General features: G+C 73.2%; 25 protein-coding genes and 1 pseudogene. 13 read left to right on the forward strand and 13 right to left on the reverse strand.

The genetic code is table 11. From position 1 onward, the window contains the following. Positions 1–50: 50 nt before the first annotated feature. A complete protein-coding gene (locus ACFWRO_RS31540) occupies positions 51–551 on the forward strand; it encodes an SRPBCC family protein (RefSeq protein ID WP_384516270.1) in 501 nt (166 codons plus the stop codon). Here the strand turns inward: ACFWRO_RS31540 and ACFWRO_RS31545 are convergent. After that, positions 511–1,641, reverse strand: coding sequence for a PLP-dependent cysteine synthase family protein (locus ACFWRO_RS31545; protein WP_384516273.1), 1,131 nt, complete (start codon positions 1,639–1,641; stop codon positions 511–513). The genes ACFWRO_RS31540 and ACFWRO_RS31545 overlap by 41 nt on opposite strands. Positions 1,642–1,833: 192 nt before the next feature. On the opposite strand from ACFWRO_RS31545, the gene ACFWRO_RS31550 reads away from it, so the two are divergent. From ACFWRO_RS31550 to ACFWRO_RS31560, 3 genes are all read left to right on the forward strand, one after another. Continuing rightward, positions 1,834–2,943 (forward strand): PP2C family protein-serine/threonine phosphatase, encoded by a 1,110-nt coding sequence (locus ACFWRO_RS31550; protein ID WP_384516276.1) that lies wholly within the window; start codon positions 1,834–1,836, stop codon positions 2,941–2,943. 71 nt (positions 2,944–3,014) lie between these two features. Continuing rightward, on the forward strand, positions 3,015–3,332 hold the full coding sequence (locus tag ACFWRO_RS31555; RefSeq protein WP_384516279.1) for a hypothetical protein: 318 nt from the start codon (positions 3,015–3,017) through the stop codon (positions 3,330–3,332). A 172-nt stretch (positions 3,333–3,504) separates the two neighbouring features. Continuing rightward, a complete protein-coding gene (locus ACFWRO_RS31560; RefSeq protein WP_384516281.1) occupies positions 3,505–4,104 on the forward strand; it encodes an ATP-binding protein in 600 nt (199 codons plus the stop codon). A 130-nt stretch (positions 4,105–4,234) separates the two neighbouring features. On the opposite strand, the gene ACFWRO_RS31565 is transcribed toward ACFWRO_RS31560, so the two are convergent. Genes ACFWRO_RS31565 through ACFWRO_RS31575 form a run of 3 tightly spaced genes read right to left on the reverse strand, consistent with a single transcriptional unit; the run spans position 4,235 to position 7,868 of the window. Then, a complete protein-coding gene (locus ACFWRO_RS31565; protein ID WP_384516284.1) occupies positions 4,235–6,787 on the reverse strand; it encodes an ABC transporter permease in 2,553 nt (850 codons plus the stop codon). Further along, positions 6,784–7,590, reverse strand: a complete 807-nt coding sequence (locus ACFWRO_RS31570) for an ABC transporter ATP-binding protein (RefSeq protein ID WP_384516287.1) — start codon at positions 7,588–7,590, stop codon at positions 6,784–6,786. The genes ACFWRO_RS31565 and ACFWRO_RS31570 overlap by 4 nt, the downstream gene beginning before the upstream one ends. Continuing rightward, complete coding sequence (locus tag ACFWRO_RS31575) at positions 7,587–7,868, reverse strand: SHOCT domain-containing protein (protein ID WP_384516290.1); 282 nt, start codon at positions 7,866–7,868, stop codon at positions 7,587–7,589. Before ACFWRO_RS31575 ends, ACFWRO_RS31570 begins: the two co-directional genes overlap by 4 nt. A 169-nt stretch (positions 7,869–8,037) precedes the next feature. Between ACFWRO_RS31575 and ACFWRO_RS31580 the strand changes: the two genes are divergently transcribed. Both ACFWRO_RS31580 and ACFWRO_RS31585 read left to right on the forward strand, forming a co-directional pair. After that, the gene (locus ACFWRO_RS31580) at positions 8,038–8,625 is read left to right on the forward strand and encodes a TetR/AcrR family transcriptional regulator (RefSeq protein WP_384516293.1); all 588 of its coding nucleotides are present in this window, start codon (positions 8,038–8,040) and stop codon (positions 8,623–8,625) included. 73 nt (positions 8,626–8,698) lie between these two features. Continuing rightward, positions 8,699–9,274, forward strand: a complete 576-nt coding sequence (locus ACFWRO_RS31585; protein WP_384516296.1) for a DUF4865 family protein — start codon at positions 8,699–8,701, stop codon at positions 9,272–9,274. 43 nt (positions 9,275–9,317) lie between these two features. On the opposite strand, the gene ACFWRO_RS31590 is transcribed toward ACFWRO_RS31585, so the two are convergent. Continuing rightward, positions 9,318–10,544, reverse strand: a complete 1,227-nt coding sequence (locus ACFWRO_RS31590) for an ROK family protein (RefSeq protein WP_384516299.1) — start codon at positions 10,542–10,544, stop codon at positions 9,318–9,320. A gap of 279 nt (positions 10,545–10,823) precedes the next feature. Between ACFWRO_RS31590 and ACFWRO_RS31595 the strand changes: the two genes are divergently transcribed. Together ACFWRO_RS31595 and ACFWRO_RS31600 are read left to right on the forward strand one after the other, a co-directional pair. Next, on the forward strand, positions 10,824–12,065 hold the full coding sequence (locus ACFWRO_RS31595; protein ID WP_384516302.1) for an MFS transporter: 1,242 nt from the start codon (positions 10,824–10,826) through the stop codon (positions 12,063–12,065). Between the two features lie 61 nt (positions 12,066–12,126). Further along, positions 12,127–12,897, forward strand: a complete 771-nt coding sequence (locus ACFWRO_RS31600; RefSeq protein ID WP_384516342.1) for a maleylpyruvate isomerase family mycothiol-dependent enzyme — start codon at positions 12,127–12,129, stop codon at positions 12,895–12,897. A 21-nt stretch (positions 12,898–12,918) separates the two neighbouring features. Here the strand turns inward: ACFWRO_RS31600 and ACFWRO_RS31605 are convergent, their stop codons facing one another. The 5 genes from ACFWRO_RS31605 to ACFWRO_RS31625 all read right to left on the reverse strand — a co-directional run bounded on the left by ACFWRO_RS31605 (position 12,919) and on the right by ACFWRO_RS31625 (position 17,950). Continuing rightward, positions 12,919–13,584 (reverse strand): response regulator, encoded by a 666-nt coding sequence (locus tag ACFWRO_RS31605; RefSeq protein WP_384516345.1) that lies wholly within the window; start codon positions 13,582–13,584, stop codon positions 12,919–12,921. Positions 13,585–13,625: 41 nt separating this feature from the next. Next, positions 13,626–14,864, reverse strand: coding sequence for a sensor histidine kinase (locus ACFWRO_RS31610; protein ID WP_384516305.1), 1,239 nt, complete (start codon positions 14,862–14,864; stop codon positions 13,626–13,628). 338 nt (positions 14,865–15,202) lie between these two features. Then, a complete protein-coding gene (gene lysA, locus ACFWRO_RS31615) occupies positions 15,203–16,543 on the reverse strand; it encodes a diaminopimelate decarboxylase (RefSeq protein WP_384516308.1) in 1,341 nt (446 codons plus the stop codon). 9 nt (positions 16,544–16,552) lie between these two features. Further along, positions 16,553–17,029 (reverse strand): SAV_915 family protein, encoded by a 477-nt coding sequence (locus ACFWRO_RS31620; RefSeq protein WP_384516311.1) that lies wholly within the window; start codon positions 17,027–17,029, stop codon positions 16,553–16,555. Positions 17,030–17,230: 201 nt separating this feature from the next. Beyond that, the gene (locus ACFWRO_RS31625) at positions 17,231–17,950 is read right to left on the reverse strand and encodes a TetR/AcrR family transcriptional regulator (protein WP_384516314.1); all 720 of its coding nucleotides are present in this window, start codon (positions 17,948–17,950) and stop codon (positions 17,231–17,233) included. Positions 17,951–18,111: 161 nt separating this feature from the next. Between ACFWRO_RS31625 and ACFWRO_RS31630 the strand changes: the two genes are divergently transcribed. Further along, on the forward strand, positions 18,112–18,588 hold the full coding sequence (locus ACFWRO_RS31630) for a nitroreductase family deazaflavin-dependent oxidoreductase (protein ID WP_384516317.1): 477 nt from the start codon (positions 18,112–18,114) through the stop codon (positions 18,586–18,588). 325 nt (positions 18,589–18,913) lie between these two features. Here ACFWRO_RS31630 and ACFWRO_RS31635 read toward each other — a convergent pair. Beyond that, a pseudogene (locus ACFWRO_RS31635) lies at positions 18,914–20,152 on the reverse strand (geranylgeranyl reductase family protein); the annotation flags it as partial. 157 nt (positions 20,153–20,309) lie between these two features. Between ACFWRO_RS31635 and ACFWRO_RS31640 the strand changes: the two are divergent. Beyond that, on the forward strand, positions 20,310–21,674 hold the full coding sequence (locus ACFWRO_RS31640) for a dipeptidase (RefSeq protein ID WP_384516320.1): 1,365 nt from the start codon (positions 20,310–20,312) through the stop codon (positions 21,672–21,674). A 92-nt stretch (positions 21,675–21,766) separates the two neighbouring features. Continuing rightward, positions 21,767–22,447 (forward strand): MBL fold metallo-hydrolase, encoded by a 681-nt coding sequence (locus tag ACFWRO_RS31645; protein WP_384516348.1) that lies wholly within the window; start codon positions 21,767–21,769, stop codon positions 22,445–22,447. Between the two features lie 20 nt (positions 22,448–22,467). Here the strand turns inward: ACFWRO_RS31645 and ACFWRO_RS31650 are convergent, their stop codons facing one another. Continuing rightward, positions 22,468–23,505, reverse strand: a complete 1,038-nt coding sequence (locus ACFWRO_RS31650; RefSeq protein WP_384516323.1) for an NUDIX domain-containing protein — start codon at positions 23,503–23,505, stop codon at positions 22,468–22,470. Positions 23,506–23,671: 166 nt separating this feature from the next. Here ACFWRO_RS31650 and ACFWRO_RS31655 point away from each other — a divergent pair, with 166 nt between their 5' ends. Further along, on the forward strand, positions 23,672–23,890 hold the full coding sequence (locus ACFWRO_RS31655) for a hypothetical protein (protein ID WP_384516325.1): 219 nt from the start codon (positions 23,672–23,674) through the stop codon (positions 23,888–23,890). A gap of 69 nt (positions 23,891–23,959) precedes the next feature. Here ACFWRO_RS31655 and ACFWRO_RS31660 read toward each other — a convergent pair whose 3' ends face one another. After that, positions 23,960–24,889: an ROK family protein gene (locus ACFWRO_RS31660; protein WP_384516332.1), complete on the reverse strand. Its 930-nt coding sequence runs from the start codon at positions 24,887–24,889 to the stop codon at positions 23,960–23,962. Positions 24,890–25,069: 180 nt separating this feature from the next. On the opposite strand from ACFWRO_RS31660, the gene ACFWRO_RS31665 reads away from it, so the two are divergent. Continuing rightward, on the forward strand, positions 25,070–26,056 hold the full coding sequence (locus tag ACFWRO_RS31665; protein ID WP_384516351.1) for a LacI family DNA-binding transcriptional regulator: 987 nt from the start codon (positions 25,070–25,072) through the stop codon (positions 26,054–26,056). Positions 26,057–26,128: the final 72 nt, after the last annotated feature.

A 26,128-nucleotide genomic window follows, 5' to 3' on the forward strand; every position in this document is an offset into this window, starting at 1 on the left:
GTCAACTAGGGTGGGCGGTGCCTCGGATCCCGCCTCGGGAGGGACGGTCCATGAATCGCCGACTCAGGCTCGTGGAGCTCGACTTCGCCGCGAGCGCACCCGTACGACTGGTGTTCTCCGCCGAGTTGGCGGCTCCGCCCTCGGCCGTGTTCCGTTCACTGGCCGTGGAACTGGGCTCCATGCCCTCGTGGTTCACGGCGGTCACCTCCGCGACCCCGACCGCCGAGGGCGCGGGACGCACGGTCAGGCTGCGCGGTGGGGTCGTGTTCCAGGAGACGATCCTCGCCCACGACCCGGACACCCGCTACGCGTACCGCGTCGACGCCACCAACGCGCCGGGCGTGAGCGCCCTCGTCGAGGACTGGGCCCTGTCCCCCGCGGGAGCGGGGACCCGGGTCAGCTGGACGATGGCGGTCGACGGCGGCACGCCGTGCCGGCTCGCGGTGCGCCTCGCCAGGCCGGGCGTGGGCAAGTCCTTCCGGGACGCGATGCGCCGGCTCGACCGGCGGCTCACTCCGGCCAGACACCCGTCGCCAGGAAGCGGTCGATAGCGGCGGCGTAGGGCGCGATGTCGAGGCCCTGCTCCGCCAGCCAGGCGTCGGAGTAGTACTTGTCCAGGTAGCGGTCGCCCGGGTCGCAGAGCAGGGTCACGACGCTGCCGGTACGGCCCTGTTCGACCATCTCGGCGACGATCTTCAGTGCGCTCCACAGGCCCGTACCGGTGGAACCGCCCGCCTTGCGGCCGATCGCGCCCTCCAGCGCGCGGACGGCGGCCACGCTCGCGGCGTCCGGGACCTTCATCATGCGGTCGATGGCGCCGGGCACGAAGCTGGGCTCCATCCGGGGCCGGCCGATGCCCTCGATGCGCGAGCCGCAGTCGGCGGTGGCTTCGGGATCGTTGTTCGTCCAGCCGTCGAAGAAGCAGGAGTTCTCCGGGTCGGCGACGCAGATACGGGTGTCGTGCTGCATGTAGTGGACGTAACGGGCGATCGTCGCGGACGTGCCGCCGGTACCGGCGGTGGCCACGATCCACGCGGGCTCGGGGTACCGCTCCAGCCTCAGCTGCTGGTACATCGATTCGGCGATGTTGTTGTTGCCGCGCCAGTCGGTGGCCCGCTCGGCGTAGGTGAACTGGTCCATGTAGCGCCCGCCGGTCCGCTCGGCGAGGGCCGCGGACTCCTCGTAGATCGCGCCGGAGTCGTCGACGAAGTGACACTGCCCGCCGTGGAACTCGATCAGCCGGCACTTCTCGGCGCTCGTGGTCCGCGGCATCACGGCGATGAACGGCACGCCGATGAGCTTGGCGAAGTACGCCTCGGAGACGGCCGTCGAACCGCTGGAGGCCTCGATCACGGGCTTGCCCGGCCGGATCCAGCCGTTGCAGAGGCCGTAGAGGAAGAGCGAGCGGGCCAGGCGGTGCTTCAGGCTGCCGGTGGGGTGGGTCGACTCGTCCTTCAGGTACAGGTCGATCCCCCAGGATTCGGGAAGCGGGAAACGCAGCAGGTGGGTGTCGGCCGAGCGGTTGGCGTCGGCCTGCACCTTGCGGACCGCCTCCTTCAGCCACGCGCGGTACGCCGGGTCGCTCCGGTCGACGTCGACGGTCGCGACCGCGGCTCGCGCCGTGTTCTCCGTGGTGCTCATACGTCCTTCTCCTCGTCCGGCCCAGCAGGTCCCCCACTGCCGACGATAACTCGCTCACCTGCACAAACGATCGCTTTGGGGGTCCATAGGCGTCCCTTGGGAGGGGCCCTGAGCGCCCTCGCCGGGAGGGGCGGGCACCCCGCTCCGTCCGCCAGAGCGCTATGCCCTCTTTGCCCGGATATCCTGGGGTACGTGATCGAGTCTGCACGGCCGCGGCTCCCTCGGCGCTACGGCCGGGGGAGGCTTGTACGGCTGTCGCCGGTCATCCTGACCATCGTGATCGCCAGCCTGGCCTACGCCACTCCGCCGGAGATGGCCTTCAGCCGCCTGCTGCCCGCGGCACCGGCGCTCGCCGCCTCCATGTGGCCGGTCCTCCCCACCGTCCTGCTCGGGACGGTCTGCCTCCTCCTGATGATCGGCCTCAGCCTCGTCTTCCCCGACCTGGGAACGTGGTGGACGGCCGCCGGGATCATCGCGGTCACCGTGGCCGCCGCGTACGGAAGCCACGTCCGGCTCCAGCGGGAGCGCACCCTCTTCCAGGTGAGGCTCGTCGCCGACGCGGCGCAGCAGGTGGTGCTGAGCCCGATGCCGCGCCGCTTCCGGAACGTCGAGATCGAGTCGCTGTACCTCGCGGCCGCGGCGGAGGCCCGCATCGGCGGGGACTTCTACGAGGTGGTCGACACGCCCTTCGGGGTCAGGCTGCTCATCGGTGACGTGCGGGGCAAGGGCCTGCCCGCGGTGGGGGCGGCCGCGGCGATCGTCAACGCCTTCCGGGAGGCGGCCTACGGCGAGCCCGACATGGTCGACGTCGCCCGCAGGCTGGACGCCAGCAGCACCCGCTACAACGCCGCCTTCCCTCCCGAGGGGCCGATGGAGCGATTCGCCACCGCCCTGCTCGTCGAGATCCCGCGCGAGGGCAGACGCATCGACATCCTCAACTGCGGACACCCTCCGCCCCTGCTCATGAACCGTCAGGAACTCCGTCTCCTCGAACCCGCCACCCCCTCGCCCCTGCTCAGCCTCGCGGGGCTGATCGGGGATCACTACACCGTCGACACCTTCGAGTTCACCCCCGGCGACCTCCTGCTCCTCTACACCGACGGGGTCGCCGAGACGCGTGCCCGCAACGGTGAGTTCTTCCCGCTGGCGGCCTGGATGCGTCGACAGCCTCCGACGCCGCCGCGCGAACTGCTGACGGCGCTCCACAGCGACCTCCTCCGCTACAGCAGAGGTCGCCTCGACGACGACATCGCCGCCCTCGCCGTACGCCTGGGTGACCCCGGAGGCGGGGAGTCCCCTTGAGCGGGTCTGGTGCGGTCGCCGCCCGCCCGGCACACTGGACGGAGCAACCGGTGCGAAGGGGGCGGAGCGAGATGGCGGAGCCGCAGTTCACGGCCAAGGGCGTACGGATCGAGCGGTGGCCGCGCTCGTTGACGCGGGCGGGCGAGGTCCGGATCGAGGACGGCCGGCTGTCCCTGCTGACCAGTTACGGCCGCGAGATCGACAGCGCCCCCGTGACCTCCGTACGGGCCGGTCGGCCCTGGTTCGCGAAGCCGGACGAGACGGTTGCGACGGTGAACGGCACGCGCTACCGCCTGACCATGGACGGGCCCGCGCGCGGGCCGAAGGACAGGACGTCCGGGCCCGGGGGCTTCCTCGACGCCCTGAAGCGGGCCACCAAGGACCGTTGACCTGCGCGAGGTCGCCGCGAGTTGCGGGCCACTCACCACTGGTTCACCCTGGAACCACCTCACCGAGGGTTTACCGGCGGTGACGCTGTGATCCAGCCCGCCGCCCTGCCGTACGCATGACAGATCCGAATCTTCGTCTTCTTCCGGACCTCAACTTCGGGGAGTCGCAGCCGTGATCAGCGAGCCAAGCAGGCACTGCACGGTGGAGCTCCAGGCCCTGCCGTCGCGGATCGGTCAGGTCCGCAGAATCGTTTCGGCGCACTTGCGCCACTGGCATCTCGATGCCTTGATCGACCATGCGGCGCTCGGTGTCACCGAGCTCCTGACCAATGTTCACCGGCACGCACAGCCGGACAAGATGTGCACGGTCGAGATCGAGCTGCTGCTCGGTCGCCTCACCGTCTCGGTCCACGACCACGATCCGCGCATACCGGACGTCGAGGGCCGAACCGGTTTCGTACACCCCGACGACGTGGACGAGTGGGCCACCTCGGGCCGCGGTCTGGCCATCATCGAGGCCGTCAGCGAGAGCTGGGGCATCCGTCCGCACGACGCCGGGAAGGTCATCTGGTTCACCCTTCCCGCACCCACCCCCGCCGTGGCCGCCCCGTCCCGCGCGCACGCCGTGTACGGCGCGACCACCGACGGCCCCTTCGCCGGCCTCACCCGCTTCCACGGCGCCCACGGAACGAGCCTGGAGGGCGTCCCCTTCGGCTCGCCCAAGGAGCCGGCCCACGCCCCGACGGTCGCCCGCTCCGCCCTGGCGGGCTGAGCGGGCGAGGCGGCGCATGGGATATCGGAGGTCGGACATTGGATATTGGATATCGGATCATGGACGTTGGATCCAATATCCATGATCCGATATCCAATATCCGGCCTCATCCGATGTCCGACCTCCCCCGTCACTCCGTCGCGATCGCCCGCAGCACGTCCAGGCGGGCGGCCCGCCGGGCCGGCCGCCAGGCCGCGACCGCGCCCGCCGCGAGGCCGACCAGAGCGACGATCGCGAGCTGGAGCGGTGGGACGGCGAAGGCGAACGCGCTGTCGCTCGCCCCGTCGGACGCCTTGACCAGGACCCAGCCGAGGAAGCCTCCGAGCACCACGCCTCCGAACGTGCCGAAGGCCGCGACGAGGACGGACTCCCAGCGGACCATGGCCTTGAGCTGGGACCGGGTCTGGCCGACGGCGCGCAGCAGCCCGAGTTCACGGGTGCGCTCATGGATCGCGAGAGTCAGCGTGTTGGCGATCCCCAGCAGGGCGATGAGGACGGCGAGGGCGAGCAGGGCGTAGACGAGCGTGAGCATCATGTCGATGCCGCCCGCCGAGGACTCGGCGTACTCCTCGCGCGTCTGCACCTCCGGGTTGCCGTAGTCGGCGGCGACGTCCGCCACCGCCGCCTTGCCCACCGCCGCCGAGACGCCGTCCGCGAAGCCGACGGCGACGAGCCGGTCGGAGTCCTGGGCGCGGTGCGGGGCCCAAGCTTCGCGGGTGACGACGTAGTCCCCGGCCAGTTCGGACTGTTCGTAGACGGCCTTGACGGTGAAGGTGCGCCGGCTGCCGTCGGTGAAGGCGAGTTCGGTCGTACTGCCCGGCTTCAGGCCGGACTTGTCGGCCTCCGTGTCGGCGACGGCGATGCCGTCGGCGCCGAGCCCGTCCAGCGAGCCCCGGACGTCGCCGAGGTCGAAGGCGCGGGCGAGCGCGGCCGGGTCGGTGACGGTCAGGGCCCGGCCCTCGCCGTCGATCTCCGCGACCCCCTGGCCGAGGCCGACGGCGGTCTCCACCTCGGGCAGCTCCGCGAGCGCCGGGGCGAGCCGCGGGCTGAGCCCGCTGCCTCCTGCCCCGAACGCCGGGGTGCTGACGGCCACGTCACCGGCGAACGACCGCGAGACCGTCTGGTCCATGGTCGCCTTCAGCGAGGCGCCGAAGACCGTGAAGAGCGAGACGACGGCGACGCCGATCATCAGCGCGGTGGCGGTCGCGGCGGTCCGCTTCGGGCTGCGCAGGGCGTTGCGCCGAGCGAGCCCCCGGTTGGCGCCGCGCAGCGGCCCGCCGAGGATCCGTACGGCGAACGAGGAGGCCACCGGGCCGAGGACGACGAACGAGGCGAGCGCCAGCACGGCCCCCGCCGAGGCGAGCCACAGCGACGGCGTCGCGAGGACCCCGGTGAGCACCACGGCGACGGCGGCGAGCAGCAGACCCGTACCGGCCAGGGCACGCGCGCGTGAGGCGCCCGAGTCGTCCACGGCGGTCTCGCGAAGGGCGGCCAGCGGCGCGGTCCGCCCGGCCTTCACGGCGGGCAGCAGGGCGGAGCCGACGCAGACCAGGAGGCCGACGGCGAAGGGCAGCGCCATGGACAGGCCGCTGATCACCAGTTCCCCTTCGGGGAAGGGGAAGCCGATCGCCGGGAAGAGCGCCTGGAGCCCGGCCGCCACGCCGATGCCACCGAGGAGCCCCACCGCGGACGCGACCAGGCCCACGGCCACGGCCTCGACGAGCGTCGAGCCGACGATCTGACGGCGGGAGGCGCCGAGGGCGCGCAGGAGCGCGTTCTCGCGGGTCCGCTGGGCGACCACGATGGCGAAGGTGTTGTGGATGGAGAAAACGGAGACGAGCAGCGCCACCCCGCTGAAGACCAGCAGGAACGTGGTGAAGAGGGTGAGGAACTGACCGGAGATCATGTCGGTGTTCTCCTGCGCCGACTGCTCTCCGGTGATGGCCTCGACGCCTGTGGGGAGTACGGGGGCGAGTGCGGCGACGAGTTCCGGCTGCGAGGTGCCCGGGCCCGCCCGGACGAGGATGCTCGACGCGTCGCCCGGCTTCGGCGTCAGGTACTTCTCGGCGTCGGCGCGGGTCATGCCGGTGTACGTGACCTGGGCCATGCCGTCCTCGCCACCGAAGGTGGCCAGGCCCACGACGGTGACCTTCACCGGGTCAGGCGTACGCAGCACGGTGGTGTCGCCGACGGCCAGGTCGCCGGTCTCCGCGGCGCCCCGGTTCACGACGACCTCACCGGACCGCTCGGGCGCGCGGCCTTCGGCCAGGGCGTACGGGTTGAGTGCGGTGTCCTCGATCCAGTTGCCGGCGAGGGTGGGCGGGCCCTGGCCGCCGATGGGCTTGCCGTCGGCGCCGATGAGCTGTCCGGCGCCCTCGACCCGGGGGACGGCCGCGGCGACGCCGGGCACCTGGGCGACCTGGTCGGCGAGGGAGGCCGGGACGGAGTCGCGGGTCCCCTGGCCCTCCCCCTCGACGGTGACCACGCTCGTACTGCGGACCACGGCGTCCGTGCCGCTGGTGGCGTTGCCGAAGAGCGAGTCGAAGCTCGTGCGCAGGGTGTCCCCCATGACGAGGGTGCCGGTGAGGAAGGCGACCCCGAGCAGGATCGCGGTGAGGGTGCCGACGAAGCGCCGCTTGTGGGCGCGGAGCGCGGACAGGCTGAGTCTCAGGGAGGCGTTCATGACGGCACCGGCCCTCGTTGCTCCACGTCCGGGGTCCGCGAGCCGCCGTCGAAGGCCTTCATGCGGTCGAGGACGCGTTCGGCGGTCGGTTCGGCCATCCGGTCGACGAGCCGCCCGTCGGCGAGGAAGACCACCTCGTCGGCGTGGGCGGCGGCCACCGGGTCGTGGGTGACCATGACGACCGTACGGCCGGTCTGCCGGACGGTCCTGCCGAGCAGCCGCAGCACCCCCTCGCCGGAGCGCGAGTCGAGGTTGCCGGTCGGCTCGTCGGCGAAGACGACGTCCGGGGTGCCCGCGAAGGCCCTGGCGACGGCGACCCGCTGCTGCTGGCCGCCGGAGAGCTGGCTCGGCCGGTGGTGGAGCCGGTCGCGGAGGCCGACGGTGTCGACGAGAGCGTCCAGCCAGGCCCGGTCGGGGACGGTTCCGGCGAGGTCCAGAGGCAGGGTGATGTTCTCGGCGACGGTCAGGGTGGGCAGCAGGTTGTACGCCTGGAAGACGAACCCGATCCGCTCGCGGCGCAGCAGGGTGAGCCGCCGGTCGTCGAGGGTGGAGAGGTCCGTGCCGCCGATGATCGCGGACCCGGAGGTGAGGGTGTCGAGGCCGGCGGCGCAGTGCATGAGCGTGGACTTGCCGGACCCCGAAGGGCCCATGATCGCGGTGAAGCGGCCGGCCGGGAAGTCGACGCTCACCCCGTCCAGGGCCCTGACCTCGGTGTCTCCGCCGCCGTAGACCTTGACGGCGTCCACGACCCGGGCGGTGGCGCGGGCGGTGCGCGGGACGGTGCCGGGGGCGGTGCTCGTCATCGCGCACGCCCCTTGGGCCCCGCCGTGCGGCCGAACTGCTCCTCCAGGACCGTCAGTCGCCGCCAGTACTCGTCCTCGTCGATCTCGCCGGCCGCGAACCGGTGGCCGAGCAGCGCGATCGGCGACTGCTCGTCGTAGGCGGGCCGCGGGCCGGAGCCGCGCCTGCCGCGCCATCCGGTGCGGCGCAGCACGGTGACGACGGTGAGGATCACGGCCGCCCAGACGAGGGGGAAGAACAGGACCCAGGGGCCGGGACCCGCGTAGGCGAGGGTGTTCATGAGGCTCAGCTCCTCGTGCGTGTGTGTCGCGTGTGCGGATGCTTCGAGCCTCGCTCGCGAAGGGGGTGCGGGTCGTCGTACGGCCAGCGGCTTCGCCCGTACGCCGTGGGGAGTACGGAGCCCGAGAGCGGGAGCAGGACCAGGAGAAACGGCCTCTGTACCTACTGGTATGTACACTCGCCTCATGACGACGTCCGAGCGACTGATCGAGGCCACCCGCGAGCTGCTCTGGGAGCGCGGCTACGTGGGGACGAGCCCCAAGGCGATCCAGCAGGCCGCCGGGGCGGGGCAGGGCAGTATGTACCACCACTTCGCCGGGAAGCCGGATCTGGCGCTCGCCGCGATCCGCCGCACGGCGGAGGAGATGCGGGCCGTGGCCGAGGCGTCCCTGAGCGGCGGAGGATCGGCGCACGCGCGCGTGGAGGCGTATCTGCTGCGCGAGCGGGACGTGTTGCGCGGCTGCCCGATCGGCCGGCTGACGATGGACCCGGACGTGATGGCGAGCGAGGAACTGCGCGCGCCGGTCGACGAGACCCTGAACTGGCTGCGCGGCCGGCTCGCGTCCGTCGTCCAGGAGGGCCTGGACAGCGGCGAGTTGGCGGGCCCGCTGGATCCGGCCGAGCTGGCGGCCACGATCGTGGCGACCGTGCAGGGCGGCTACGTCCTGGCCCGCGCCTCGGGCTCCCCCGCCGCCTTCGACACCGCCGTGCGCGGCCTGCTCGGCCTGCTCGGCCGGCTGTCGTCCCGTACCGCCTGAGCACCCCCCAGCTGAGCACCTCCGGCTGACCACCTCCCACCTGCGCACCCTCACCAGAAGCGGAGACCTCCCGATGCACGCCATGCAGTACGAGATCACCCTTCCCGCCGACTACGACATGGAGATCATCCGCAGGCGGGTCGCGACGAAGGGGCACCTGCTCGACGACTTCCCCGGGCTCGGCCTCAAGGCGTACCTGATGCGGGAGCGCGCGGACGGGTCGCCGGTCGATCAGTACGCCCCGTTCTACCTCTGGAACACCCCGGAAGGCATGAACTCCTTCCTCTGGGGCCCCGGTTTCCGGGGGATCGTCAACGACTTCGGCCGGCCGGTGGTGCAGCACTGGACGGGCCTCGCGTACGAGGAGGGTCCGGAGGCCACCGCCGCGGCGACGACCGCGACTCGGCGGAAGTCCCCGGTGCCGGAGGACATCCCGCCGGGCCACGCGGTGTCGGAGGCGCTCATGGAGCACGGGGCGGAATCCTGGCGCGACGGCGTCGTCGCGAGCGCGCTCGCGATCGATCCCCGGCACTGGGAGCTGCTGTCCTTCACCCTGTGGGCGGAGGGCGCGAAGATCCCCGCGGAGGCGGGCGAGCGCTTCCAGGTGCTCCATCTGTCCGCGCCGGAGCGGGACTTGCCGGCCGACTGACCGGAACGGACGGACCGCTCGGCGCAGCGTTGACGTCGAGACGTCAGGCCGCCGCGCGGCCCAGGGCCGCCAGCGGGTCGTCCAGGACCGGCTGCCAGGCCAGCTCCGCCGCGCCCACCAGGCTGTTGTGGTCGAGCGTGCACGCGAGGATCGGCACCCCGCCGCTGCGGCCCCACAGGCTGCGGTCCGCGACGACCGCGCGGAGCCGGTCGGGGTTGGCGTCGAGCAGTTCGCGATGGAGCCCGCCGAGGATGATCCGGTCCGGGTTGAGGATGTTCACCAGGCCCGCGAGACCGAGGCCGAGCCGGTCGATCAGCTCCTCGGTGGCGGCCCGCACCCCCGGCTCGTCCGGGCTGGTACGGAGCAGGTCGCGGGCCTGTTGCAGCAGCGACACCTCCGGGCCCGGGTCGCGGCCCGCGACCGTGAGGAAGGCGAGCGGGTCGGTCTCGACGTCGAGGCAGCCCCGGCTTCCGCAGTGGCACGGGCGCCCCTCCGGGTTGACCGTGAGGTGCCCGACCTCCAGGGCGAGGCCCGAACTACCCGTGTGCAGGCGGCCGTCGAGGACGAGCGCGCCGCCGACGCCCCGGTGACCGGTGGCCACGCAGAGCAGGTCCTTGGCTCCCCGGCCGGCGCCGTGCCGGTGTTCGGCGAGGGCGGCGAGGTTGACGTCGTTGCCGGTGAAGGCAGGGCCCTCGATGCCCGCGGCGCGGACGCGTTCGGCGAAGATCTCCCGTACCGGCGCACCGGCCGGCCAGGCCAGGTGGAGCGGGTTGAGGGCGGTGCCCTCGGGTTCGGCGACCGCCGACGGGGCGGCGAGCCCGGCCCCCACACAGCGCCGGCCACTCGCGCGGAGCAGGGCGGCGCCGGCGTCCACGACCTCGCCGAGGACCTGGGCGGGGTCGGCGGAGACGGTGACGCAGCCGGGCGCGGTGGCGACGATCGTGCCGCCGAGGCCGACGAGCGCGGCACGGAAGCCGTCGGCGTGGACCTGGGCGGCGAGGGCGACGGGGCCCTTCTCGTCGACGGCGAGCCGGTGCGAGGGGCGGCCCTGGGAGCCTGCGGCGGCGCCGGGGTTGGAGTCGACGCGGATCAGGCCGAGGGCTTCGAGTTCGGCGGCGACGGCGCCGGCCGTGGCGCGGGTGACGCCCAGTTCGGCGGTGAGCACGGCACGGGTCGGCGCTCGGCCCGTGTGCACCAGTTCCAGCGCGGGCCCGAGCGCGCCGCGCCCCCTGTCCAGCCGTGTTTTGGTCGTGGTCGCCTTGCCGTTCATGGGGGCGAGTCTCCCATGATCGGGCCGGGGCGCGGTCTGCGCGGGCCGGATGCGGGGAGGTAGCGCGGGCGGACGGCCCGGGTGGGACCGCACCGGATGCCTGGGCGGGACCGCACCGGGCGCCCCGGGCGGGGGGACCACACCGTCCACGCGCTCCCGGACCGCACCGTCCACGCGAGCCGGGAACCGGGGCCTCGAGCGGGCCTGCGCGGGCCGGGGCCGGAGCTTCGAGCGGGTCCGCGGTTGAAATCCGTGCCGCCTCGCCCCTATCCTGAGTTTGTGCCGCTACTAAACAAAGTACGGACGGCCGTACCGGGGGGCCCTGGCGGAGACACCGCCCCCTCCCTGTCCCGCCTCCGCTCCGCCCTGACCCTCTTCTTCGCCCTCGACGGCTTCCTGTTCGCCGGCTGGGTGGTCCGGATCCCCGCCATCAAGCAGCAGACCGGCGCCTCCGCCAGCGACCTCGGGCTCGCGCTGCTCGGGGTGTCGGCCGGCGCCGTGGTCACCATGACCCTCACCGGCCGGCTCTGCCGGCGCCACGGCAGCCACGCCGTCACCGTCGCCACCGCGGTGCTGCTCTCGCTCTCCATCGCGCTGCCCGCCCTCACTCACTCCCCGCTCGCCCTGGGCCTCGTTCTGCTGGTCTTCGGCGCGGCGTACGGTGGCATCAACGTGGCCATGAACAGCGCCGCCGTCGACCTGGTGGCCGCGCTGCGCCGCCCCGTGATGCCCTCCTTCCACGCGGCGTTCAGCCTCGGCGGGATGCTCGGCGCGGGGCTCGGCGGGCTCGTCGCCGGGAGCGTGTCGCCCACGGCGCACCTCCTCGGCCTGACGGTCGTCGGCCTGCTCTTGACGGCTGCCGCCGGTCCCGTACTGCTCCGAGAGCCCTCCCCCGCGCCGCCGGAGGCCACCCCGGCCGCGAGCGGCGCCCGGCCACGCCGAAAGGCGGGTACGCGCGGAAAGGCCGGTACGCGTGGGCTCGTCGTCGTCTTCGGGGTCATCGCGCTCTGCACCGCGTACGGCGAAGGCGCCCTGGCCGACTGGGGCGCCCTCCACCTGGAGCAGGACCTCCAGGCGCACCCCGGCCTCGCCGCCGCCGGCTACTCCCTCTTCGCGCTCACGATGACCATCGGCCGGCTTTCCGGCACCGCGCTCCTCGAACGGCTCGGCCAGACCCGCACCCTCGTGGCGGGCGGGGCGACGGCGGCCGCGGGGATGCTGCTCGGCGCGCTCGCGCCCAGCGTCTGGGTCGCCCTGCTCGGCTTCGCCGTGACCGGCCTCGGTCTGGCGAACATCTTCCCCGTCGCCGTGGCACGGGCGGGCGCGCTCGCCGGTCCGAGCGGGGTGGCCACCGCCTCCACCCTCGGTTACGGCGGCATGCTGCTCGGCCCGCCCTCCATCGGGTTCCTCGCCGACTGGTTCTCCCTGCCCCTCGCCCTGACCACCGTCGCCGTCCTCGCGGCGGGAGCCGCCGTCATCGGCTACGCGGCCCGGAACGCGCAGGCCCCCACGGCAGGTTGAGCGATCCCGGCTCCGAGCCCGCCGCCGGACCCGCCCTGGCAGAATCCGCCGTATGCGGACCATGACGGTGGACGAGCACATCGCGGCCCTCGACACGGCGGGCAAGACCCTCGCGGACGCCGCCGCGACGGTCGGCCCGGACGCCGATGTGCCGGCCTGCCCCGGCTGGCGGGTACGGGACCTCCTGCGCCACACGGCGATGGTGCACCGCTGGGCGACGGGCTTCGTCGCCGAAGGACACACCTCCTACCGCCCCGCCGATGCCGAGCCCGACCTCGACGGCGACGAACTGCTCGACCACTTCCGCACGGGCCACGCGCGACTGGTGAACGCCCTGCGCGCGGCGCCCACGTCCCTGGCGTGCTGGACGTTCCTGCCCGGCGCGTCCCCGCTCGCCTTCTGGGCGCGGCGCCAGGCGCACGAGACGACGGTCCACCGCGTGGACGCCGAGTCCGCGCTGCCCGCGCTCGGCGCCGGACCCGTGGACCCCGCCCTCGCGGCGGACGGTATCGACGAACTGCTGTGCTCCTTCCACGCCCGCGAGCGCAGCCGGGTCCGGACGCCGGAGCCGCGCGTCCTGCGGGTCCGCGCCACGGACACCGGTGATGTGTGGACCGTACGGCTGTCACCGGAGGCACCTCGCGCGGAACGCGGCGGGGACGGCGGGGATGTCCTGGATTCCGAGCCGGCCGCCGACTGCGAGCTGAGCGGTCCCGCCGACCGCCTCTACCTCACGCTCTGGAACCGGCTGCCCGACAGCGCGGTGACCGTGGCGGGCGACGCGTCCCTCGCCCGGCTCTGGCGGGAGACGTCGGCGGTCGTCTGGTCGTAAGCGTCCGACGAATAAGGCGAATCAGCCCAGCCAGCCCGGGCGGACCAGGCCCGACTCGTAGGCGAGGACGACCAGTTGGGCGCGGTCGCGGGCGCCGAGCTTCACCATGGTGCGGCTCACGTGCGTCTTGGCGGTCAGGGGGCTGACGACCAGGCGCCGGGCGATCTCCTCGTTCGACAGGCCGATGCCGACCAGGGCCATCACCTCCCGTTCCCGCTCGGTCAGTTCGTCGAGGCCGCTCACGGCGGCCGGGGGCTTCGAGCGGGCCGCGAACTCCTCGATGAGCCGTCGTGTCACGCCCGGCGAGAGGAGCGCGTCGCCGTGGACGACGGCGCGCACGGCCCGGACCAGCTCCTCCGGTTCGGTGTCCTTGACGAGGAAGCCGGAGGCGCCGGAGCGGATCGCCTCGAAGACGTACTCGTCGAGCTCGAACGTGGTCAGCATGACCACCTTCACCGCGCCGAGCCCGGGGTCGGCGGTGATCGCACGCGTGGCGGCGAGGCCGTCGAGGCGCGGCATCCGGATGTCCATGAGGACGACGTCCGGGCGCAGTTCGCGGGCCTTGACCGCCGCCTCCTCGCCGTCGGCCGCCTCGCCCGCCACCTCGATGTCGGGCTGGGCGTCCAGGAGCGCGCGGAAGCCCGCCCGTACGAGCGACTGGTCGTCGGCGAGCAGCACACGGATCACGGCGTCTCCGTCGACGGCTGACCCGCTCACGGCGTCTCCTGTCACGGCGTCTCCTTCGGGCGGACGGGAAGGACGGCGCGCACCCGGAAGCCGCCGTCGGGGCGGGTGCCCGCCTCGATCGTGCCACCGAGCGCGGTGGCACGCTCCCGCATCCCGGCGAGTCCGTTGCCGCTGCCGCCCGCGTCGCCGCCGGTCGCGGGACCGTCGTCGTCCACGCGGAGCTCCACACGGCCGGGCCCGTAGCCGATCACGACGCGCGCGGTACGGGACCCGGAGTGGCGGACCACGTTGGTCAGGGCCTCCTGGACGATCCGGAAGGCCGCCAGGTCCGTGCCCGGCGGGAGCGGCACGGGCTCCCCCTCGGTCGACGTCCGTACGGTGAGCCCCGCGGACGCCGCCTGTTCGACCAGCTCCGGGAGGCGGTCGAGGCCGGGCGCGGGAGTGCGCGGGGCCTCGCCGGGGGCGCGCAGCGTGTCGAGGACCTGGCGGACCTCCCCGAGCGCCTCCTTGCTCGCGGCCTTGATGGTGGTCAGCGCGGTGCGGGCCTGCTCGGGGTCGGTGTCGAGGAGCGCGAGGCCGACGCCGGCCTGGACGTTGATGACGGAGATCGAGTGGGCGAGGACGTCGTGCAGCTCGCGGGCGATCCGCAGCCGCTCCTCGTCGGCGCGGCGCCGCTCGGCCGCCGCGCGTTCGGCCCGCTGGGCGGCCCACTGTTCGCGGCGGACCCGGACCAGTTCGGAGGCGGCGAGGATCGCGACGACGAAGGCGAAGGCGGGGATCTCCTGGCCCCAGGGCGCGGCGGAGTCTCCGGCAGGGGGCAGGTGGCGGTAGAGCCAGTGGGCGATGAGCAGGTGCCCCGCCCACAGCAGGCCGAGCGCCCACCAGGCGGCGCGCCGGTGGCCCTGCACGACGGCTGCGAAGCAGGCGACCGCGACGAGGAGGAAGACCGGGCCGTACGCGTAACCGGCGCCGAAGTAGACGAGCGTGACGGCGGCGGTGCCGAAGACCACGGGGACCGGGTAGCGGTGCCGCAGCAGGAGCAGCGCGGAGCCGAGGAGGAGCAGCGAGCGGCCGAGGGCGTCGAGCGACTCGCGGTCCGGCTGGTTCCTGGCCGCGAAGCCCGAGCCGATCATGACGAAGACGGCGAGCAGGAGGGTGGACCGCCAGGGCAGTCCGTCCCCGGGCTCGCGGTCGGCCCAGCGCAGCGGCCAGGGCGGTCCACCCTGTGCACCACGCGCCCAGGGCGGACCGCCGTATCCGTCTCTGCGCTGTTCGTCCATGTCCGCCACGCTAGACGCGACCGGGCGGCGGGAGCGTCAGCCGTGCGTGGTGATCGGGCGTACTCCCGCCGTAGTACGTCCCCGTTTCCCGACCGCACGTCGCACGCACGTGCTGATGCGGCAGGCTGCGACGAGTACGTGTACATGGACTTGCACATGGAGAAGCGCTACTTCACCATGCTGCTCCTGCTCGATGCCGCCGGGTACACCGCCGTGACCGACCGGAACGGGCGGCGCCGCTACTACCCTCCGGGCCGACACCTCCCGGGGCCCGACAGCCTCCTCTTCCCCGCGAACGAGCTGCGCACGCCTCAGACGCCTCAGACGCCTCAGACGCCTCAGACGCCGATGTCCCGGACGCTGATGTCCTCCAGGGACTCCCGGCGTACGAGTGTCCGCGCGGTGCCGTCGACCACGGCGACGACCGGGGGGCGGCCGACCAGGTTGTAGCCGGAGGCCATGGAGAGGTGGTACGCCCCCGCCACCGGAACGGCCAACAGGTCTCCGGGGTGGACGTCGCCGGGCAGCGGTACGTCCTGGGCGAGGAGGTCGCCGGCCTCGCAGTGGCGGCCCACGACGGTGACGAAGCGGGGCTCGGCCGTGGAGTGGCGGCCGATGAGCCGGGGCGCGTACCGCACTCCGTACAGCGCGGGCCTCGGGTTGTCGCTCATGCCTCCGTCGACGGCGACGAAGGTCTGCGTCCCGGTGCGCTTGACGGCGAGGACCCGGTAGAGGCAGACGCCGGCCGGGCCGACGATCGCCCGCCCCGGCTCGATCGTGAGGCGGGGGACGGACAGCTTCGCCTTGCCGCAGCCGTCCTCCAGTTCGGCGCGGACCCGCGCCGCGAGGGCAGGCACGTCGAGGCTCTCCTCGCCGGGCCGGTAGGCGATGCCGTGTCCGCCCCCGATGTTCAACTGGGGCATTTCCAGGCCGTGTTGTTCCCTGATCCGGGCCATCAGCCCGATCATGCGGCGTACGGCGGAGACGTACGGCCGCACGGTGGTGATCTGCGAGCCGATGTGGCAGTGCAGACCGACGAGTTCGAGACGCGGCTGGCCGAGCACCCGGGCGATCGCGTGCTGCGCGGATCCGTCGGCGACGGACAGGCCGAACTTCTGGTCCTCCGTACCCGTACGGATGTTGGCGTGTCCCCCGGCCGCGACGCCCGGGACGACCCGCACCATGACCTGCTGCCGCTCGCCCGCGGGGACGAGGGCGGCGAGGCGCGCGATCTCCGACGCACTGTCCAGGACGACGCGTCCGACGCCGAGGCGGACGGCCGTCGCGAGGTCCTCCGGGCTCTTGGCGTTGCCGTGGAGGACGATCCGCTCCGGCGGGAACCCGCTGGTGACCGCGAGGGTCAACTCGCCGGCGGAGCAGACGTCGAGGCCGAGGCCCTCCTCGCGGATCCAGTTGATCAGGCCGCGGCAGAGGAAGGCCTTGGCGGCGTAGAGGACGTCGGCTCCGGGGAAGGCGGTGCGGTACGCGCGGCAGCGGTCCCGTACCTCCTGCTCGTCCAGGACGTAGAGGGGCGTGCCGAATCGTTCGGCGGTCTCGGTGAGCGAGGCACCGCCGACGCTCAGGTCGCCGCCGCGCTCGGCGCGGGTGGAGCGGGGCCAGATCGACAGGCCCTCGGGCTCGTGGTCGGCCGCGGAACGGCTCTCCAGCGAGATGGTCATGACGCTCCCTCAGCCGATCAGCAGGTTGACGCAGGAGACGACGGCGCCGGCGATCGCGACGCGCAGGATGCCGACGCGCCGGGGGTCCCGGCGCCACGCGGGCTGCCCGGGGGCTTGCGTCGGCGCGTGCGCATGTTCATGTCCGTGTGCCTGTGCGTGTCCGTGCGCCTGCGCGGGGGCGGGCTGGGGCGCGGGGGTGTGGGCGGGCGCGGAGCTCGGGGGGTCGACGGTGAGGTCGGTGACGCCCAGCGGCGCGGTGAGGGCGCGCAGCGCGGGCTCGGAGAGCCTGATGCAGGCGTGGTCGGCGCCGAGGGTGGCGCAGAGCTTGGCCCGGGAGGTGAAGCCGACGGCGGTGCGACGGCCGAGGGGAGTGCGGAAGATACGGGCGGAACAGCCCGCGGGACCCGACCGGACGGGGACGAACAGCGGTCCGGCCGGGATGGGTTCGGAAGGCTCGGGGTCCTCGGCGTACGTGGTGTCGGACATGGCATTCCCCTCACGAAATGGTGTGCCTCAGAGCCGCCCGGCCCGGTCGGCCGTGCGCGCTCCTGTGACGCTATGCCCGCGGGTCGGGCGATCGGAGAGTTCGCTGACGCGTACTTGACGGTGAAGCGGCCACCCGTAACGTGCTCATGACGGGTGGCCGCGCCGGCCGACTCGTAGCCGGGGGCGGGGCTACGGGCGAGGCTACGGGCGGGACTCCGCCTTGGACAGGAGGCCGATGTCGCGGCCGAGGCGGGCGGCGGCCGTGGCGAAGAACGTCTCCCGGTCCTCGACGACCCGGTTGAACTGGCCGAACACCTCGAAGGAGACCAGCCCGAAGAGCTGCGACCACGCGGTGACCATGGCGACGGCGAGGGCGGGCGGCAGATCGCGGGCGAAGTCGGCGGCCATCCGTTCCGCCTCGGGACGCAGGGCGGCGGGGACGGGCGGCGGGGCGATGCCGTCGGTGGTGAAGGCCTCGCGGGCGATGCCGATCAGGACGAGCGCGACGCGGGAGGCCGGCTCGATGGTGTCCTGCGGGGCGGAGTAGCCGGGCACCGGGGAACCGTAGATCAGGGCGTACTCGTGGGGGTGGGCGACGGCCCAGGCGCGGACGGCCCGGCAGACGGCGGTCCAGCGGGCGAGGTGGTCCTTCGGGGCGGTGGCGGAGCGGGAGTCGGCGAGGGCCTGCTCGGCGGCGGCGCCGACCGCGTCGTAGGCGTCGACGATGAGGGCGGTGAGGAGGTCGTCGCGGCTGGGGAAGTAGCGGTAGAGCGCGGACGACACCATGCCGACCTCGCGGGCGACGGCGCGCAGGGAGAGCTTGGCGGCGCCTTCGGCGGCGAGCTGGGTGCGGGCCTCGTCCTTGATGGCGGCGGTGATCTCGATACGGGCGCGGGCGCGGGCTCCTTGGACGCTGGTCATGGAGAGCAGTGTGCCACCTTTCGGAGCACTGCTCCAAAGCAAGAGCGTCGCCTCGAATCGAGAGCACTGCTCTTGCTTTGGAGCACCGATCCATGCACACTGATCTCAAGAGAGAGCAGTGCTCACAGTTTGCTTGCTCACCGATCGCCTTGGAGGCACCCATGTCCGCTCAGCCCAGCCCCGCTCAGCCCGGCGCCTACGTCGCGAAGCCCGGCTGGTTCACGGTGAACGTCCTGAACAGGACCGTCGCGTGGCTCACCCGCCGGGGCCTCAGCATCTGGGGCTCCCGCGTACTGGCGGTGCGCGGCCGCAAGAGCGGCGAGTGGCGCCGTACGCCCGTCAACCTGCTGACGCTGGACGGCGCGCAGTACCTCGTGGCGCCGCGCGGCCACGTCCAGTGGACCCACAACATGCGGGCGGCCGGCGGCGGCGAGCTGCACCTGGGCAAGCAGGTACAGCCGTTCACCGCCGTCGAGCTGACCGACGACGAGAAGCCCGCCCTCCTGCGCGCCTACCTCAAGCGCTGGAAGGCGGAGGTGGGCATCTTCTTCGGCGGGGTCGGCCCGGACTCCACGGACGCCGAGCTGCGCGCGATCGCCCCCAAGCACCCGGTCTTCCGGATCACTCCGACCGCGTGACCCCGGAACCCGAGGGTCCCGAACCGTCGGACGCGTCCGACCCGTCGGTCCCGTCCGTCCCGTCGGCACCGTCCACCCCGTCCGTCGGCTCCGCCGCGCCCGGCCCGGCCGACTCCGGCGCGTCCGAAACAGCAGCCGCAACCTCCGCCACACCGGACGCGGTCTCGACCGCCGCCGTCTCCGACGCCGACTCCGCGGCCGACACTGACGCCGACCCCGACTCCGATGCCGAAACCGACCCCGCGTCCGAACCCGCCCCCGCCTCCGCCGACTCCGACTGCGCCGCCACGCCCCGGAGCGTCGTCCCGCCCGTCGGGGCCATCCGGCGGTCGAGGACGTCGAGTGCCCGCCGGGCGACTCCGTTCGAGCGGACGAGGCCGGCCAGCGAGCTGGAGCCCCGGGTGATGTCCGCGAACGCGTTCCAGGCTGGGCGCAGACCCGTGAGCGTGGCGTGCAGCAGCCCCGGCCGGCGCTCGAACAGGGCGAGCATCCGCCGCCCGACCGCCATCTCCACGCCAAGCCCCGCCTTGATGGCGAAGGCGTAGTTCAACGCCTGGCGGCGCGCGTCGACGGCGTCGTGCGACTCGGCGATCCGTACCGCCCACTCCCCCGCGAGCCGGCCCGAGCGCAGCGCGAAGGAGATGCCCTCCCGCGTCCACGGCTCCAGGAGCCCGGCCGCGTCGCCACACACCAGGACACGGCCGCGCGAGAGCGGCGAGTCGTCGCTCCGGCAACGGGTCAGATGCCCGGAGGAGACGGACGGCTCGAAGCCCGCGAGCCCGAGGCGGGCGATGAAGTCCTCCAGATACCGCTTGGTGGCCGCGCCCTCGCCGCGCGCCGAGATGACGCCGACGGTGAGCGTGTCGCCCTTGGGGAAGACCCAGCCGTAGCTGCCGGGCATCGGGCCCCAGTCGATGAGGACCCGCCCCTTCCAGTCCTCGGCCACCGACGGCGGGACCGGGATCTCCGCCTCCAGGCCGAGGTCCACCTGGTCGAGCTTCACCCCGACATGGGCCCCTATCCGGCCCGCGCTGCCGTCGGCGCCGACGACGGCCCGGGCGAGCAGGGTCTCGCCGTCCGCGAGGACGACGGCGACCGTGCGCCGGTCGGGCACGGCGGGGCCGTGCTGCTCGACCCGGGAGACGGTGACGCCCGTGCGCAGCTCGGCGCCGGCCTTCTGCGCCTGCTCGACGAGCCCGGCGTCGAACTCGGGCCGGTTAATGAGGCCGAAGAGCATGCGGCGCGAGCGGCGCGTGCGTGCGAAGCGGCCGTTCAGGGAGAAGGTGACGGCGTGCACCCGGTCCTGCAGGGGCAGTTCGAAGCCGGGCGGGAGCGCGTCCCGCGAGGGGCCGATGATGCCGCCGCCACAGGTCTTGTACCGGGGCAGTTCGGCCTTCTCCAGGAGCAGCACGCGGCGTCCGGCGACGGCGGCCGCGTACGCCGCCGAAGCGCCGGCGGGACCGGCCCCGACCACGACCACGTCCCAGACCGTCGCGGCATCCTGCGACTCTTCCGCCGCCTCTTCCGCGCGTACCTCTTCGGCGTCTGCGTTCTCGCTGCTCACGATGTGCTTCTGCTCCTGATCCGACGATGATCCAAGCTCTCGGGGCATCCTACGGCGCGGCCCTCGGGAGCCCGCGCCGTAGGATCGGCAATGCGTTCGCCGTACCACCGACATACGGCGACATCCTCACAACGTCGCACCCACCAGGAGCGTGCCCATGACCGCGAATCCGATCGCCGAGACCGTCGCAGGCCTGATGCCCCGCGCCAAGACGGAGCTCACGGAGCTCGTGGCATTCGAGTCGGTGGCGGACGAGGCGGTGGCTCCCCGCAGCGAGTGCGAGGGGGCGGCGAACTGGGTGGCCGACGCGCTGCGCGCCGAGTCCTTCGTGGATGTGGCGCTGCTCGACACCCCCGACGGTTCGCAGTCGGTCTACGGTGTGCTGCCCGGCCCGGCCGGCGCGCCGACCGTCCTCCTCTACGCGCACTACGACGTGCAGCCGAAGCTGGAGGAGTCGGCGTGGGTCACGCCGCCTTTCGAGCTGACGGAGCGCGAGGGGCGCTGGTACGGGCGTGGCGCGGCGGACTGCAAGGGCGGGTTCATCATGCACCTGCTCGCGCTGCGCGCCCTGAAGGCGAACGGCGGGGTGCCCGTCACGGTCAAGATGATCGTGGAGGGTTCCGAGGAGCAGGGCACGGGCGGCCTTGAGCGGTACGCCGAGGCGCACCCCGAGCTGCTGACCTCGGACGCGATCGTGATCGGCGACACGGGCAACTTCCGGCTCGGTCTGCCGACGGTGACCGCGACCCTGCGCGGCATGACGATGATCCGGGTCCAGATCGACACCCTCGAAGGCAACCTGCACTCGGGCATGTTCGGCGGCGCGGCGCCCGACGCGCTGGCCGCGCTGATCCGGGTCCTGGACACGCTGCGCGCCGAGGACGGTTCGACGGTCATCGACGGCCTGCCGGCGGACGCGGTGTGGGAGGGCCTGCAGTACCCGGAGGACGACTTCCGCGCGGACGCGAAGGTCCTGGCGGGCGTCGGCCTCCCCGGCGACGGCACGGTCGCGGACCGTCTGTGGGCCCGTCCGGCCGTCACCGTCATCGGTATCGACTGCCACCCGGTGGCCGGTGCGACGCCGTCGATCCCGTCGACGGCGCGGGCGCAGATCAGCCTGCGGGTGCCGCCGGGCCAGGACGCCGCCGAGGCGACGAAGCTGCTGTACGCGCACATCGAGAAGCGTGTGCCGTGGAACGCGCGGGTGTCGTTCGAGCAGGTCGGTCAGGGCCAGGCGTTCCGGGCGGACGTGACGAGCCCGGCGTACGTGTCGATGGCGGAGGCGATGAAGGTCGCGTACCCCGGTCAGGAGATGCAGACCTCCGGCATGGGCGGCTCGATCCCGCTCTGCAACACGCTGGCCTCGCTCTACCCGGAGGCGGAGATCCTGCTCATCGGCCTGAGCGAGCCGGAGGCGCGGATCCACGCGGTGAACGAGTCGGTGTCGCCTGAGGAGCTGGAGCGGCTCGCGGTGGCGGAGGCGCACTTCCTGCAGAACTACGCCCGCTCGAAGCAGGGTTGAGCGGCCCGGGTTAAGCGTTGGGCGAAGCTCGCCCAAAGCGTAGTTCGATGCGGCGGACCCGCGGGGCTCCGTAGGTTCGCCGTATGGAACCGATGACACTGAGCGAGATCACGCCCCGACTGCACATGCTGCACTTCTCGATCGGCCAGGCCTATCTGTGGCGGGACGGGGAGGAGTTGACCCTGATCGACGCCGGCTGGGTGGGCTCGGCGGACGAGATCGAGACGGCGGTACGGGGCGTGGGCCTGGACCCCGCCCGTATCCGCCGGATCGTGCTCACCCACTGCCACCGCGACCACGTGGGCTCCGCGCAGGAGTTGGCCGACCGCTTCGGCGCGTGGATCCTGGCCCACCGCCTGGACGCCCCGGTGATCCGGGGCGAGGCCCCGGTCCCCGAACCGGACCTGCTCGACTGGGAACTCCCGCTGTACGAACACGGCTTGACCGTCCCGGAGGCGCCGCCCACCCGGGTCGACCGGGAGTTGGAGGACGGCGAGGAGCTGGACTTCGGCGACGGCGCGATCGTGGTGCACACGCCGGGCCACACGCCCGGTTCGATCGCGGTCCATCTGCCGGAACACGGCGTCCTGTTCACCGGTGACACGGTCGCCTCGGTGCAGGGGGTGACCTTCGGCGTGTTCCACGTGGACCGCGACCGGGCGAGGGAGTCGATGCGCCGCCTCGCCGACCTGAAGCCCTCGCTCCTGTGCTGCGGCCACGGCGCCCCGGTGACACAGGACACGGCACGCCAACTGGCGGAAGCGGCGGGCTAGTTCGCACGGAGGCCGAATGGTCAGCCGACGGGTACGCCCGCCTCCAGGTTGAGGACCGTGCCGCGTTCGCGGGCGCGGAGGGCCCAGCGGAGGCGTCGGTAGCGGACCGGGGGGAGGAGTTCGGCGGCCTCGTCCTCGGTGACGAAGCGCCAGCCGCGCAGTTCGGCGCCGGGCAGCAGGAGCCGGTCCGCCTCCGTCGAGGCGAGGCGGCCTCCGTCGAAGAGGAGGCGAAGGCCGCCGTAGCCGGGGGGCTGGGGGCGTTCCCAGTCGACGAGCAAAAGGCGGGGAACGGCGTCGAGTTCTATCCCTATCTCCTCGGCCACCTCGCGCATGCCCGCGCGGGCGGGCGGCTCGCCGGGTTCGACGACGCCGCCGGGGAACTCCCAGCCCGGCTTGTAGGTGGGATCGACGAGAAGGAAACGATCCTGCTCGTCGAAGAGCAGGACCCCGGCGGCCAGCGTCTCCCCGGTGGGTTCGGGTGTCTGGACGATGCCGCAGGGCGCAGCGAGGCCGGCGTGGATGGCCTCGGCGACGGCCTTGGCGGTCTCGGCGGGCGTGAGGAGCGAGTTGTCGACGGTGTAGGCATCGGCGGTGAGCCAGCCGAGCGCGTCGCGGAAGGGCTCGATCCGGGCGTGGCACCACTGGCGGGCGCGCTCGGCGCCCTCCGGATCGTCCTCGCCCGCGGCACGGCTGTCGACGCGGGCCCGCAGGATCGTTTCATCGGGGGCGAGCACCACGTGCCGCACCTCGATCCGGCGGGCCGCGAGACCGCCGAAGATCTCGTCCCGGTACTCCTGCCGGATCAGCGTCATCGGGACGACGAGCACGCCGCCCACCTCGGCGAGCAGCGCGGCGGCGGTGTCGACCACCATCCGGCGCCACATCGGCAGGTCCTGGAAGTCGCCCACCTCGTCCCGCCGCTTCTGCGGCAGCAGCTGGTCCAGGAAGCCGCCGGTGAGCTCGGGGTCGTACAGCGTGCTGTTCGGGATCAGATCGACCAGCTCACGCGCGGTGCTGGTCTTGCCCGCGCCGAACGCACCGTTGATCCAGACGATCACGATTCCCCCTCTTCGGTAGCCCCAAGTGGCTTGCCCGCAACACCCTGCCATGGAAACCCCGGGCACGACCCGGGGTGCGCGGCCACCCCGCGAACGTCCGTGCGGGCCGATGCGTAACACTTCGGTACGGGGCCTCGTTGGACCGGCGAGGCAAGGGGGTGCGGAGATGACCCGTACGGTATTGCAGAGGTTTCCCGCGGGCGGCCCGCGGGGCAGTTGGCCCGCCGAGGAGTTCGCGAGCGAGCGCCGGGACGAGGGACTCCCCGCGGAGGTCGTGATGGACCTGGAGTCCGACACGTTCCTGGTGGTCGTACGACAGCGGACGCCGGAGGCGGTCGGCCGGTACACCGGGAGACGCGACGCGGTGACGCCGGTGGGCGTCTGACGGCCGGGGTCTGACGGTGGTCTGGCGTCTGACCGCTGGCGTCCGACGGCGCGTCGGGGCGCTGCGCCGTCACATGTCCGCGCGGGCCGCCGCCGCCGCGCCGAGGAGGCCCGCGTCCGTTCCGGTGAGCGCAGGGGCGACGGTGAGGTCACGGACGAACGAGAGCGTGGCGTACTCCCGCAGGCTGCGCCGGAGCGGCTCGAAGAGGACGTCCCCGGCGCCCGCGACGCCCCCGCCCACGACAGCTATCGAGACCTCGACCAGGGTCGCGGTCGCCGCGATCCCGGCCGCGAGCGCCCGCGCGGCGCGCTCGTAGGAGGCCACGGCGACCGGGTCGCCGGCCCGTGCCGCCGCCGCGACCGCCGCCGCCGACGTGTCGCCGTCGGGGCCCGGCCGCCAGCCGCCCTCCAAGGCGCGGCGGGCGATCTGCGGGCCGCTGGCGATCCGTTCGACGCAGCCGCGGCCGCCACAGGCGCACAGGTCGCCGTCCAGGTCCACGCTGATGTGACCGATGTGGCCGGCGTTGCCGGTGGGGCCGGGGTGGACCCGCCCGTCGAGCACCAGACCGCCGCCGACGCCCGTCGAGACGACGAGACAGAGCGCGTTGTCGTGGCCCCGGGCGGCGCCCCGCCAGTGCTCGGCGGCCGTCATGGCGACGCCGTCGCCGACGAGCGTGACGGGCCGTCCGCCGGTCGCCTTCCCGACCCGCTCGACCAGCGGGAACCCGCGCCAGCCGGGGACGTTGACCGGGCTGACCGTACCCGCCGAGGCATCCACGGGACCCGCGCTGCCGATGCCGACCGCGCGCACGGAAGGCCACAGGGGCGAGGCCTCCAGGTCCGCGAGGACCGCCTCGACCGCGCGCATCACCGTCTCGCCGTCCTCCTGCGCCGGAGTGGGCCGCTGGGCCCGTACGAGAATGTCGCCGGCGCCGTCGACCAGCGCACCGGCGATCTTGGTGCCGCCGAAGTCGAGGGCGGCAACGAGGTCAGTCTGCATGTGCGCGGTGTCTCCAGTGAGGACGAGAGCGGTAGATCGCTGTGACGTACAGTCTCCCCCGCCCTGACAACGTTGTCCAGGGCCTATGCTCGGACGAGACAGAGCCGAGACCGAGGAGATTCGCAGACTGTGGCCGACACCGCCCGCCGCCCCGAGCACCGTTACGGCAATCGGCCCACGATGAAGGACGTCGCCGCCCTGGCCGGCGTCGGGCTCAAGACGGTCTCCCGCGTCGTCAACGGCGAACCGGGGGTCACCCCGGACACCGAGCGCCGCGTGCAGGAGGCCATCGACTCGCTCGGCTTCCGGCGCAACGACAGCGCCCGCGTGCTGCGCAAGGGCCGTACGGCTTCCGTGGGTCTGGTCCTCGAGGACCTCGCCGACCCGTTCTACGGTCCGCTCAGCCGTGCCGTGGAGGAGGTCGCCCGAGCCCACGGGGCGCTGCTCATCAACGGCTCCAGCGCGGAGGACCCGGACCGGGAGCAGGAGTTGGCGCTCGCGCTCTGCGCGCGGCGGGTCGACGGACTGATCGTCATCCCGGCCGGTTCCGACCACCGTTACCTCGAACCGGAGATCAAGGCCGGTGTCGCCACGGTCTTCGTGGACCGCCCGGCTGGCGGGATCGACGCGGACGTGGTCATGTCGGACAGCTTCGGGGGCGCGCGGGCCGGGGTGGCCCATCTGATCGCCCACGGGCACCGCCGGATCGGGTTCATCGGTGACCAGCCCCGCATCCACACGGCGACGGAGCGCCTGCGGGGCTACCGGGCGGCCATGGAGGACGCCGGGCTCGCGGTGGACCCGTCGTGGGAGTCGCTCGGGACGACGGCTCCCGACCGGGTACGGGAGGCGCTGGCGGCGATGCTCGCGGGCCCGGAGCCGGTCACGGCGCTCTTCGCGGGCAACAACCGCGTCACCGTCACGGCGGTGCGCGCCCTGGCGGGCCGCGCGCACCCGGTGGCCCTCGTGGGCTTCGACGACATCGAACTGGCCGACCTGCTCGGCATCACCGTGATCGCGCAGGACGCGGCCGCCCTCGGCCGCACGGCCGCCGAGCGGCTCTTCCGCCGCCTGGACGGCTTCGAGGAGCCGCCGGCCCGCGTGGTCCTGGACACCCGGCTGATCCCGCGCGGCTCGGGCGAGACCGCCCCGCCGGCGACCGCGTAACCGGAACGCCGGGCCCGTCGGCCGCGAGCCGTGAAAGCCCAGGGGCCCCGCCGATCGGTCCGAACACCGGAC

It is taken from the genome of Streptomyces sp. NPDC058579, from assembly GCF_042718575.1.
Lineage (GTDB): Bacteria > Actinomycetota > Actinomycetes > Streptomycetales > Streptomycetaceae > Streptomyces.